Source organism: Alkalitalea saponilacus (genome assembly GCF_900168165.1).
Lineage (GTDB): Bacteria > Bacteroidota > Bacteroidia > Bacteroidales > Marinilabiliaceae > Natronoflexus > Natronoflexus saponilacus.
The window spans coordinates 1-13315 of sequence record NZ_FUYV01000033.1; the positions used below are offsets into that span (position 1 = coordinate 1).

Below are 13315 nucleotides of genomic sequence, written 5' to 3' on the forward strand. Positions count from 1 at the left end.
GTGCCCGATTAAAAGCTGGTTTGACACAAGAGCAATTAGCAATAAAAAGTGGGACAACAAGGTTTTACATTTCGAGAATAGAGAACGATAAGACTTGAGCTTCAATCAGGGCAAGTCCGGTTTATTAATAGTGGTTTCAACCCGGAGTAAACAGCCGCTTTTATTGTAACATTTGATTGAGTTGCCTTCAAGCCAATGTTTAATGACAGCTTTTGTTTTAAACTTATTCTGAGTGCTCTTGCTATTGGTCTTTTGTCGGGAAAGACTGAATATCTCAGTCAACTTATCGGGCAATCCGATAGTATGGTGTTTAGCGATAATCTTTTCAAAATAAGCATTGGCAAATTTAGGGGATTTAAAAATAAGATTAGTACAAATTTCGGTTTGATAACTAAACCAATTATGATGAAGTAATTTGGAACGTGTGGATTTACTACCCTGATCAAACCTGAAAAAGATATCCATCCAATGATTGATTCTATCAAGGGCAACACTTGGTTTAAATCCTGATACCAAGGAGTTCAATTTATCAATGTCGGATATTTTCGTAAAAGCATTTTCCTTCATAGTGTATTCTACCCCAGTTAAATCAAACTGCTTTTTCAGATAATTATGGCCATTAAAATAGAATTCACTCACAAAAGGCAGATAAGAGGAGATTTTCAAATAACACAGACCAAGTTTTTCAGAAGTCTTTTTTATATGAGAGTTGAATTTATCGGTAAGTATACGCATTACACCATTACTATGCTCTCTAAATCCAAGATTCCGTAACAGATTTATAACAGAACCCTCCACAAATAATCCCTGAATTTATCCTCGCAAAACTACTCTATCAAAACTTGTGTATTCAAAAGCAAGGTTCGGTGATAATGAGGTGTTTTGAGTAGTCTGCATTTTTTATGCAAAGGTAATCATTACGATACACCTTTAAAATTGACCTTTAGGTCGGTATTAAAATATACAACAAAGGCGGTTGGTTGCTCCGTGTAGAGACCACGATAAACTCCCCGGATTTGCCCGGGCGAAAACTATTGATAAACCACTTTCACCATCGGCGGATATGCGAAATCTTGCCAGGCGCGTTCGGCATTATGCTGTGTCCAGCGGCCGTTGAATGTTATGATGCGATATCGCAACGTGTAATTTTCGCCATAATTCATAGTCCAGTTGCTGTTTCTGATGGGACTGAAATTCACAAAAATATTACTGCGTCCCCTGTTGGCATTTGAATCCCATGTTCTGAGAGGTTCCGGATGATTAAAATTCAATGGGTGGCTCATGATGAGAATCCCGGACGGATTCTCTCCAGTCTCATTTACAAGGCACCAACGGGCACGCTCTCCGTCAGAATTATCCTGGTCTTTTCCTTCTGAGGTCAGCATCACAACAGTCCTGCCGTTCCATGTTTCATTGCCGCGGAAAACAAATCCTCCGTATCGATACTCTTCGAGGTAGAGTCCGCCTTCGTCATCGCAATAAAATGATGATGTGTAATCTATGATGTTGATGTTTTCTCCCGTTTGATAAGTTTTAACTTCCAGCGTTTCATTAAGAGCCGTAATATTGTTGCCAAGGCTGTCGATGGCTGCATGAAGATGGAGCGTTTTTAATGCCTGAAAAACTTCTCCTTGAGTGGCAGAAATGGTTCCGGCATAGTTCACGTGCCCCTGTCTTTGACCCAAATTCCAGAAATCAACCGACGAATCTCTGAAAACAGTGCGCGTCCATGCATTCCATAATCCGTAATGGTGAATATGGTCAGGAGGCTGTATGGTTGTTAGAACTTTTCCTGACGGAGAAAAGAGTGGATGAATATACCCGCTCCTTGAAAATGATGCATCAATGCCGTCGGCTAGCGGGGCTTTAGAATGGTTGTAATGTAAAACCGGACGGAAGTCATTAAATAATATGTATGAATCATCCGTTTTACGGATGTTGGCGTGGTTTCGACTGTTCGTTTCAGCAGTACTAACTCTCAGTTCATATCTTTTTGTTTCACCTTTTTTCAACAGGCCATCTATTCTCCAATGAATTTGAAGATGGTCGGAAAAAGTGATTTGATAAGGAACTTCTAAGCTCTGATTATTTCTTATTTCATACAGCTTCAGATCTTTGTCTTTATAGTGTAAGACGTTGTCAATAATTGCGTTAACAACAATATTGTGTCGGTCAAACTCGCCTGCGTTCACCTCCATCTTGGCAATGGATTGTGCCATTATCGAAATATTCAAAGAGAAAAGCGCAATAATTGAAAGAATATAGTTCATGCGTTTAAATTTTAGATGATTACAGTTCCGATATATTGTTGTATCTTTGCAACTGTTATAGTTTGCAAAGGCAAACTTCATTTAATAAATTTTTATGACATTTCAATCGTTAGGTTTGATTGTGCCTATTTCAAAAGCAATTACAAAGGAAGGATACACACAACCAACTCCCATACAGGCCGAAGCCATCCCAGAAATACTGAAAGGAAGAGATTTAATAGGCTGTGCACAAACCGGAACCGGCAAAACAGCCGCCTTTTCAATTCCTATTCTTCAGTTATTAAGCGAAGATACAGAAAATTCTCGTCAGAAACGAGCTATTAAATGCCTGATTGTTACTCCAACCAGAGAATTAGCCATTCAAATTGGAGAAAGCATTTCCACTTATGGTGCTTATACCAATTTGAAAAGTACGGTAATATTTGGCGGAGTAAATCAGACTTCACAAGTAAAGGCACTTCGTAATGGTGTTGATATTTTGGTAGCCACACCGGGAAGGCTTTTGGATTTGATGAATCAGAAAATTATCTCTTTGCGTGATATCTCTATATTTGTTTTAGATGAAGCAGACCGTATGCTTGACATGGGCTTTATTCACGACATAAAGAAACTTTTGGCAGTTTTACCTGCCAAAAAACAGTCACTGTTTTTCTCGGCTACCATGCCACCGCCCATTGTTAAATTATCGGCAGGTATTCTGAAAAATCCTGTTAAAGTGGAGGTGACACCAGTTTCTTCAACAGCCGAAACCATTAATCAATCGGTATATTTTGTAGATAAAAATAACAAAATGCCATTATTGATTGAGGTATTGGGCAATGAAAAAATGAGCTCTGTATTGGTGTTTACACGAACTAAACACGGAGCCGATAAAGTAGTAAAAGTTTTGAAGAAAAACAACATCAACGCGGAAGCCATTCATGGAAACAAGTCGCAAAATGCACGTCAACGTGCATTATCCAATTTTAAAGATAAAACCACCCGCGTTCTGGTAGCCACCGACATTGCCGCTAGGGGAATTGATGTTGATAACCTGGAATACGTTATCAATTTTGATTTACCAAATATTCCAGAATCCTACGTTCACCGTATTGGACGAACCGGCCGCGCCGGAGCAAATGGTAAAGCACTCTCTTTTTGTGATGCTGAAGAAAAAGCCTATTTGCGGGACATTGAAAAGCTGATTAGCTTAAAGGTGGATGTGGTTGATTCCCATCCATATCCTTTACAGGATATGAATCCTGTAAAAACCCCAAAACAGGTTGTGAATAAAACAGGTGATTCCTTTAAAGGCAATCGAAACTCTTCTAATCGAAGAACCAATAAAAAGTCTGAATACCGAAGAAGCGCTTAAAACTTCTTTTTAGGTTGTGAATAAAATTTAGAACAATTTGAATAGTGTGATGTTCCTTTAATAAATCAGGTTAAAGATATTTTACACATTATGGCTTACATCACTCTCAATAGGACTAAACTTCGGGAGAATTTTCTATATTTAGACGACTTATTTAAAAAAAACAACATTGAATGGGCTGTAGTTACCAAACTTTTGTGTGGTAACACAACCTATTTGAAAGAGTTATTTGCTTTAGATGTTAAACAGGTTTGTGACTCAAGAGTCACAAACCTTAAAACCATCAAAAAAATCAACGCCGAGGTTGAAACGATATACATAAAACCTCCGGCGAAACGCTCCATCAAAAGCATTGTTCAATTTGCCGATATCAGTTTTAATACCGAGCTGGAAACCATTCGGATGCTGTCAGCTGAGGCCGGTTTACAAGGTAAAACCCATAAAGTTATCATCATGATTGAGTTGGGCGAATTGCGCGAAGGTGTGATGCGCGATGATTTGCTTGGCTTTTACGAATCAGTTTTTGAACTTCCGAACATCGAGGTAGTTGGACTTGGCGCAAACTTGTCCTGTTTGTACGGTGTATTGCCTAATGAAGATAAACTGATTCAATTGAGTTTATACAAACAGTTGATTGAAGCTCGCTTCAATGTTAAGATCCCTTATGTATCGGGTGGTTCATCGGTTACCATTCCTTTGGTATTGCACAATCAGCTTCCCGAAGGTATTAATCATTTCAGAGTAGGTGATACGCTGTTTTTGGCGTCCGATGTGTATAATAACTCCACATTTCCATTTATGCACAACGATGTGATTTCACTTTTTGCTGAAATCATTGAAGTAACAGAAAAGCCGAAGGCTCCTTCCGGCGAGTTGGGGCACAATGTTGAAGGTGAAACCTTTGACTTCAGCCACATTGAACCCGACGCCACCACTTGCAGGGCATTAATTGACATTGGAATTCTTGATGTGGAGGTTGCACACATTGTTCCTTCCGATTCGAACATCGAAATAGCCGGAGCCAGTTCCGATATGGTGGTAATTGATCTAAATGACAATCCCCGTGCCTATAAAGTTGGCGATTTGGTTGAGTTTAAGCTTGATTACATGGGAGCTTTACGTTTACTGAATTCGAGGTATATTGAAAAGAAGGTTGTTGATTAGTTGAGAATTACTGTTGATGTGTCAACTCAAAAGAAACGTTTTTTAACAACATGAATATAAGCGCTTTATTGATTTGATATAAAGCTAGCTTTGCAAACTTAATTTGAGCGAACTTAAATTCCAATCTGGTTTTACAGCATAATTCAGAGAATTTACCTTCGGAGAATGAATAATACTTTTTACAAACAATACGAAGATCGTATATCATTTGGATATAGTTATTTTGGCAGATTAGATTCAATGGCTATATACAAACCACTTACAAATGCTCCAACAAAGTACAATTACTAAGGAATTTAAATTTCGACAAACTTGCCAATGGTGTTATTCACTGCTTAACAGACCAATTAAATTCCCATATGAAACAGTATGCTAAAACCAATAATCTGGTGGGATAATATAGAAGGAATCAATGGCGATAAGAAATGTTTTGATGAATTGTTTGAAAGAACCAGAGAATTTCGAGCAAGTGAAAGAAGCTTTTACCAAAAACTACAGACATCTACGCACTTTCGATTGGTTATGATAACTCAATCTAATATAAAAGAGCACAAAGATTAAATGAATCTTTGTGCTCTTTGCGTTTATTTGGCAGCTAATATTGTCAGCAAGATGTGTTCATTTTCATAATCTCGTCCCGCCGAATCCCTTTCGGCAGTGTGTTCGACTGAGCTCACACCGAAGTCTCAAGTTGAAGCCTAAAGGGGAGAAACAAAACCCATTAATTATAAAGAAAATCCTTCAACATCAAAATATTTTCTTTCTGACAAATACCAAACTCCAATCTATTGTTCTAAAAACAATCTAGTTTTTATATCAACTCAATACTTCTCTTAACAAATTTATTCAAAGCCTCACCTTTCAACATGTTATTTGAAAGCAGAGCCAAATCAATCAGTTGAGAAACAAGCTTGTTTCCTGAGGCATAATCTTTAAGCAATTCACCTTTTTTGTTGTTTTGCTCGCTGATTTTCTTCTCAACATCTTCCATTTCCTCCTTTTCAGCCTGTGGAATCTCCTCTTCCTTTTTATCTTTTTTAGCAGCTTCCAATTCAGATTTCCGGCTGTTGAGCGAGGCTACTCTGCTGGTGATGGTCTTCAGTTTTTCTCCCAACTGCTCATCAACATCTCCTGCAATTTTTGTAACCAAAGGATGATTTCCATTCACAACCAAATTGTAACTATCCGGCATTTCACCATAGAACATACCACCTCCCTGTAGAGCGCTCATCTCTTTCATGCGCCGCATAAATTCCTGTTGGGTAATCATAACAGGTGTATCGGTTTCGCCCATTGCTTCAAACGAAACAAGGAAATGTGATTTTGCCAATTGAGGCACTTGCGATGAAAATACCGAAGTAAGGTTTTCCTTCTGCTCCGCACTCAATTTCATTTCGTGCTGCTCGTCCTTCGGAATCAATTTATCCACCACATCGCTGTCGACCCGAACAAAACGGGTTTTCTCAAATTTCTGCTCAACATGGTTTACAAAGTGGCTATCGAAATGACCGTCCATCAACAACACATCATAACCTTTGGCTTTGGCAGCCTCAATAAAAGTGTACTGGTCGTCCTTATTGGTGCTGTATAAGTAAACAAGTTGGGCGTCCTTGTCTGTCTGGTTGGTTTTAACAATCTCTTTGTATTCTTCGAATGTAAAATATTTGCCTTCCGTATTTTTCAGTAACGCAAACTTAGAAGCGCGGTCGTAAAACTTCTCATCGGTTAGCATGCCGTATTCAATGAAAAGCTTCAGGTCGTCCCATTTCTCTTCAAAAATTTTGCGGTCGGCTTTAAAAATTTCCTCCAATCGGTCTGCCACCTTTTTGGTAATGTGACTGGAAATTTTCTTCACATTTGAATCACTTTGCAGGTAAGAGCGGGAAACATTCAACGGAATATCCGGTGAATCAAGCACTCCGTGCAATAGTGTCAGAAACTCAGGAACAATCCCTTCCACCGAATCTGTAACATAAACCTGATTACAATATAATTGTATTTTGTTTTTCTGAATTTCAATGTTGCTCTTAATTTTTGGGAAGTAAAGAACACCTGTCAGGTTAAAAGGATAGTCAACATTCAGATGAATGTTAAACAACGGGTCGTCCGACATGGGATATAAATCCCTGTAAAACTTTTGATAATCTTCATCCTTTAAATCGGCAGGTTTGCGGGTCCAGAGAGGATTGGTCTCATTAATCACGTTGTCCTCATCGATTTCAACCTCTTTACCGTCTTTCCATTCGGTTTTCTTACCAAAAGCAATTTCAACAGGCAGGAAGCGGCAATATTTCTTTAGAAGTTTGCTGATTTCATTTTTATCAACAAAGTTTTTATTCTCATCATCAATATAGAGAATAATATCGGTACCTCTCTCCTCTTTTTTAGCATCTTCGATGGTAAATTCGGTGCTACCGTCGCAGCTCCACTTTACCGGCTGAGCATCATCCCTGAAAGAACGGGTAATGATTTCAACCTTTTTCGAGACCATAAAAGAGCTGTAAAACCCTAAACCAAAATGTCCGATGATGGCATTGGCATCTTTCTTATATTTCTCAAGAAAATCGTTGGCACCGGAAAAAGCCAGCTGATTAATATATTTTTCAATCTCTTCGGCAGTCATACCAACACCGCGGTCGCTGATGGTAATGGTATTCTTTTTCTCATCAATACTAACTCGAATGGTTGTGTCCCCAAGCTCTCCCTTGAATTCTCCTACGCTGGCAAAAGTTTTTAACTTTTGCGTGGCATCCACTGCGTTGGAGATTAACTCACGAAGAAAAATTTCGTGATCAGAATACAGATACTTCTTAATAATGGGGAAAATGTTTTCCGTACTTACACCAATGTTTCCCTTTTGCATAATATTTATGTTTTGAATTATTTAAAAAATACTTGATTAAAATGAGACATACGTCTCATTTTAACGCGCAGGCAATAGCTCAAAGCGTATGCCAAAGGCAACAATATGACAAATGGACAGACTGGCGGCTATAATGTCAGGTGCAATTCACAACAAATCTCAATCTATGACATCGATTAAACTTGATTGCGTGAACTTCTCAACATCATACTCAACTGCCACAACCGTTCCCGATGCAGAGCCCAGAACCCCTAACCCATTCTCTACATTGGAATAAATCGATACTTTCTCGGTAAACAAAAAATCTTCCGCTTCATTTCTGCGTGCTAAGGAGAGAAGAAACTTATAATAGTTTTCATCGTATCTGTATACCAACAAATCAAATTCTGAGGACTCATTATTATACAACCTGGAGGAAATAATATCAACATTTATAGTTAAAGCTTCATTTCTAAAATGCTCATTAGAGAAATATTGTTTCAATCCACGTTCTTCATAGTCAAAATAACTTAACCAATAGCTTTTCATCCCGCTGTCCCACGAACTCCTTAAAAATGTATTTCTTTTATCATTGGTTCCCATCTCAATCATTTGAGGAGATAAACCCAATGTATCAGCCTCCGGAAAAACACAATCATTGTAATAATAGTCGTATTCAGAGTTATAAAGCTCTTCACACTCAGGTGTACCATAATCAATCAAATATCTATAGCCCATGGCGGAAACCGCAAGGTAATACAACTCACCCGGGTCAGCATCTGCCTTAATCTCAATGTTTAAACGATTGGTAAGACCGCAACCCGAACAGCCACGTTCAGGTACGTTGTAGCGGTAGCTGGTTACAATTTCTTTAAATTCCGGAGCCTTTGGAATGGTCGTTTCAGCCCATGCCAATCCAATTTTGTCAACAGAAGCTTCTATTCGGTATGTTGAACCAACTTTTGGATACAGATTATCTATTGCATAATAACCATAACCCGTATGGTTAAGCGTACCAATATGAATAGAATTTTCAAATAATTCTACTTTGGCATTTTCAATTGCAGCATTCAACAATACTTCGTCAATACCTACACTTTTATGTAGATGTATTTTTATTATGCTATCAGGCTCCAACAACCCGTTTAAAACAATCTTAGGTGGTTGGCTCTTAATTTTAAAATCAGTTACGGCATCTTCGCAACTGTATAACAGAAACAGGACGAGCGATATTGTAATAAAATAGGTAGTGTATTTAAGTATATGGTTCATTTGAAAAACTATTTAAAGGTTGAAAAGATTTTCACGACACTCGTTAAAGATTAAAACTTGATACTCCATCTAACATATGGAATAAATGTAAACAGACTTATCTGCTTTAATCTTGTAGACTCAACACCGGTATTCCAATCATATGATTTCGACGTGTAAATCATAAACGGATTTTTACGTCCATAAGCGTTGTAAACACCAAGGCTCCAGGTTCGATGTGTTCGTTCTCGTTGCTTATGAAAGTTAAAACCAACGTCCAAGCGATGATAACCCGGCATGCGATAATTGTTCCGGGTTTGAAAATGCTCTATTTCCTCTAGTATTTGAATTGAAGATTGGTTTATATGACCATAATGGCCGTATCGCGACTGATATTCTCCGTTTGCAATACCAGGCTCAGGGAAATATCCGGTTTGAGAAAAATACTTTTCATCTTCGAGAGTAAAAGGATAACCGGTACGGTAGGTCCATACTGCTCCAAAATCTCTACGCTCATTTATCTTATAGGTTGCTGCAATTGCAACATCATGTCTCGAATCATAACTATAGGGGAATTTATTACCAAAACTAATTTCATCAAACTGCCTGTTTGACCACGACAGAGTATATCCCAACCATCCTGTTAACTTTCCGGAATTTTTTTGAGCAAAAAACTCAACCCCATAGCTTTCTCCGGTTCCTGATGTGACCAGGTCTTCCCAATTACCACGGTTCAAATCAAAAAATCCGGCACCTTCCTGGTAATCAATCAGCCTGTCCATCCATTTATAATATCCCTCCACCGAAAACTCATATCGATTGTTCAAGGCATAAGTCAAACCAAGTGAAACCTGATCTGAAACCTGAGGTTTTATCTTTTTTGTGGAAGGCACCCATAAATCCGTTGGCAATCCCATGGAGGAGTTGGCAAGCAAATGCAAATATTGTTGCATTCTGGCATAGGAAGCCTTTAATGATAGATTCCTGCTCAACAAAAAACGGCTTGAAAGACGAGGTTCCAATGAAGCGTAAGCTTTATTCTGGACATTAAAAAGTGAAAAGTGCAGACCTGCATTGATTTTTAACCAATGATTAATTGACCAATCATCTTCGGCATATGCAATAAACTCATAAGCAGGAATATTTCGGTTGCCAAATACCGTATCGGTTGGATTTACTGCATCATTATATTGCTCTCTAAAAACCGTAACTCCCGGCGAGAACTGATGTAAGGTACTCTGAAATCCAAATCGTACATAGTGGTCGTTATTTGGGATATAGTCGAAATCGGCTTTTAAACCAAAATCCCTGATTTGTGAATAATACTCAAAGAAATAGTCTTCTTTATTAGGTGCATTTGCACTACCGGAACTGTATTTATAGTCATTATAAACCTGAAACTTATAATTACTTACAGTAGCCGTAAAATTGGCAAAAAGTTCCTGGTTAATGATATAATTCCAACGAAACGCTGCAGTGGTATTTCCCCAGTTTAAACCAATTTTATCATTATATTGGTATGAGTAACTGTTTTCTCCGTCAAACCAATTGCTTTTATACTTGTCGCGTGCAAAAAACTTATCCTTTCCGGTATAAACGCTGAGATATAGTCGGTGCTTATCGTTGATGATGTGATTTACTTTCCCGTTAAAATCATGCAGAAAATAACCTATCCAAATATTTTCATCATCGTTTCCTTTGTTATACATCATTTGAAACGGATATGTCAGCAAATCAAAATAGGATCGGCGTCCGGAAACCATAAAAGAAGTTCTGTCCTTAATAATAGGACCTTCAAGCGTAACGCTTGAAGAGAGAATCCCAATAGATGCCTCCCCCTTAAATTCCTTATTATTTCCTTCTTTCATACGTACATCAAGTACTGAAGACAAACGTCCCCCGTAACGTGCAGGGAATCCACCCTTCGTTAAGGTGACATTTCTAATGGCATCGGAATTAAATACAGATATAAAACCAAATAAATGACTCACGTTATATACCGGAACACCATCCAATAAAATCAGGTTCTGGTCGGGGCCTCCTCCCCTAACATAAAAACCGCTGGCTCCTTCTGTTCCCCCTTGCACTCCCGGCATTAGCTGTAGGGTTTTAATGATATCTTTCTCACCAATCAGAACAGGTAATATATCTGTGGTAGATGGCGTCAGGTTAATGGTTCCCATCTGTGTGCTTTGAACAGATTGCAAAGGAGAGTTTCCAGTTACCACAACCTCTTCCAATTCGACCACAGGTTTTAACATAAAATTCACAACAGTATCTCTTCTTAACCATATATATTTTTCAATGGCTTGATATCCGGTGAATGAAGCTGTTAAAAGAATGGAATCGGAGGGGAATTTAACGCTATAGAAACCATACAAATTGGAAACATTTCCGGTTAGCGTGTTTGCATCATAAACATTAGCAGAAATAAGAGGCTCGCCTGTTTGAGCATCGATTAAGGTTCCGCTTACGGTAATTACCTGGGAATTTACAATAATACAGGCACACAACATCAATGTTGAACAAAACAGTTTGGTGATCATACTCAGGTTAGAGTTATTAATTAACAATAAATATTATTTAAATGGCATGCAAATATAAATAATAAATAAACATGTGGATTCATCTCTGTGCAATTTTTCAGCAGCTTAATTCTGCATTTTATAACACCATACCAGTTTATATCATAGCCCGTTCAGATTAAATAATTATAATTAGCGAACTAAAGTTCCAATCTGGTATTGCAGCCTAAAGGAGAGACTCTACCTTTGTATAATGAACAATACATTTTACAAGCAATACAAAGAGCATATTGCATTAACATATAACTGCTTTGACAGATTGGTTTTTAATGGCTATATACTTGGTACATACAAAGACTCCAATATTGTCCAACTACTGAAGAATCTGAATTTCAGCAAACTTACCAATGGGGTTGTGCGTTGCTTAACAGACCAGCTTAATGCTCATATAAAACAGTACGCAATCCACAATAATATTCCTGTTATCTGGTGGGACAGTATCGGTGGAACCAATGGAGATAAGAAACAGTATGTGCTTGATAACTATTATAAAAAACAACCAATAGGAATAGATAAAGTTTTATGTATTCTAACCACAAAGGAATTTGTAAAATCGGCAACAGTTAGGGAGTTTGACAGAAAAGAAGGAACAGGAAAGTACAACAGGTTGTATATCACAGAAAAACCCATTAAGCAATATTACATTTATCTACATGACAAGCATTTAGGTTTCTGTTGTTTAAAGATATCAAGTTACCTTCCTTTTCCAAGCAGATTTTTCTGCAATGGTCATTATATTCTTCAACAACAATTAGAAAAAGAAGGCATTTCTTATAAAATGCATGACAATTCCTTTATACAGGTATCAGATGAAGACCGTTTTAAAAAGATTGCATCATTGTTGCCTGAAGGCGATTGGATAGTAGAACATATTGAAAAATGGATGGGCAAACTTTTTAAATTTCATAAAGGGCATCGTTCAACCTGTTCAAAACTTCTGTCTCACTCTTGGTTCATTGGACAAACCGAACTGTGCTCAAACATAATATTCAAATCGCCAAGATATTTAGACAGCCTGTTTAGTCACCTGTTAGCTGAACAACATGTTATTGGATACCCCGATAACCTACATACCATATTTGATGCCAAACGGGTTTATAAACAAACCTCCACGAGGCTATACAGGGTAAAGAAACAGGCAACCATAAAACATTGGCACAGAAGCAACTCTATTAAAATGTACAACAAAGGCGGTTGGTTGCTCCGTGTAGAGACCACGATAAACTCCCCGGATTTGCCCGGGCGAAAATTAAGAAAAGCAGCCTGGAATTTACAGGCATATGGATGGTACTCGCATGGTTGCAACAACCGCTATTTTGAGGCCTTGAGTGGTACAGACCCGTGCATCTTTGAAGATGTGCAACATTTGGACAAACCAGTTATAAAGGAAAATGGCAAGAGAATTGCAGCTCCGGATTTACGTAATCAATTCCAAGTTGAGTTAATCCGTATATTGTTGCGACCAAAGTACTTGACTTTTGGTTTCAAGACAAAAGATTTGCTGGTTGATTTTAACAAAAATCCAAAAACCGCAAAAATCCGCTATGAATTGAGCAAGTTGATAGAAAGGGGATTGGTTAAAAAGATGGATAGATCTAATTACTATATAGTTACAAAGAAAGGGTGGGTTTGGATGTGGTCATGCTTATTTCAAAAAGACTATTTCGTAAACCCTTTGTTATCAATTAGTTTTAAACAGGAGTTGCAACAAATCGCAAACCAAAGGAAAAAAAGCACTACCCGAATAAGGCAATTAAACACTCTTCTATCCCAGATATATCAAGACATTCGGCTAGTTGCATAAAAGAAAAAAACGTGAATTTTTTTCGCGTTTTTAAACTATAAAAAC

9 protein-coding genes are annotated in these 13315 nt (G+C 37.9%); 4 read left to right on the forward strand and 5 right to left on the reverse strand.

The features are described from left to right. A partial coding sequence (locus B5X70_RS18610; RefSeq protein WP_143255096.1) for a helix-turn-helix transcriptional regulator occupies positions 1-98 on the forward strand: 98 nt, incomplete at its 5' end. A gap of 7 nt (positions 99-105) precedes the next feature. On the opposite strand, the gene B5X70_RS16910 is transcribed toward B5X70_RS18610, so the two are convergent. Both B5X70_RS16910 and B5X70_RS16915 read right to left on the reverse strand, forming a co-directional pair. After that, on the reverse strand, positions 106-735 hold the full coding sequence (locus B5X70_RS16910; RefSeq protein WP_143255097.1) for a hypothetical protein: 630 nt from the start codon (positions 733-735) through the stop codon (positions 106-108). 296 nt (positions 736-1031) lie between these two features. Further along, positions 1032-2270: a DUF6807 domain-containing protein gene (locus B5X70_RS16915; protein WP_157666523.1), complete on the reverse strand. Its 1239-nt coding sequence runs from the start codon at positions 2268-2270 to the stop codon at positions 1032-1034. Between the two features lie 94 nt (positions 2271-2364). On the opposite strand from B5X70_RS16915, the gene B5X70_RS16920 reads away from it, so the two are divergent. Continuing rightward, positions 2365-3624, forward strand: a complete 1260-nt coding sequence (locus tag B5X70_RS16920) for a DEAD/DEAH box helicase (protein ID WP_079559093.1) — start codon at positions 2365-2367, stop codon at positions 3622-3624. A 90-nt stretch (positions 3625-3714) separates the two neighbouring features. Further along, positions 3715-4788, forward strand: coding sequence for an alanine racemase (locus B5X70_RS16925; RefSeq protein ID WP_079559094.1), 1074 nt, complete (start codon positions 3715-3717; stop codon positions 4786-4788). Between the two features lie 811 nt (positions 4789-5599). Here the strand turns inward: B5X70_RS16925 and htpG are convergent. The 3 genes from htpG to B5X70_RS16950 all read right to left on the reverse strand — a co-directional run bounded on the left by htpG (position 5600) and on the right by B5X70_RS16950 (position 11427). Then, the gene (gene htpG, locus B5X70_RS16940; RefSeq protein ID WP_079559097.1) at positions 5600-7651 is read right to left on the reverse strand and encodes a molecular chaperone HtpG; all 2052 of its coding nucleotides are present in this window, start codon (positions 7649-7651) and stop codon (positions 5600-5602) included. Positions 7652-7810: 159 nt separating this feature from the next. Further along, positions 7811-8902, reverse strand: a complete 1092-nt coding sequence (locus B5X70_RS16945) for a DUF4249 family protein (protein ID WP_079559098.1) — start codon at positions 8900-8902, stop codon at positions 7811-7813. Between the two features lie 50 nt (positions 8903-8952). Then, the gene (locus B5X70_RS16950; RefSeq protein WP_079559099.1) at positions 8953-11427 is read right to left on the reverse strand and encodes a TonB-dependent receptor; all 2475 of its coding nucleotides are present in this window, start codon (positions 11425-11427) and stop codon (positions 8953-8955) included. 232 nt (positions 11428-11659) lie between these two features. On the opposite strand from B5X70_RS16950, the gene B5X70_RS16955 reads away from it, so the two are divergent. Next, entirely contained in the window at positions 11660-13270 is a 1611-nt protein-coding gene (locus tag B5X70_RS16955; protein ID WP_079559100.1) for a hypothetical protein, read from the forward strand. The last annotated feature ends 45 nt before the right edge of the window (positions 13271-13315 follow it).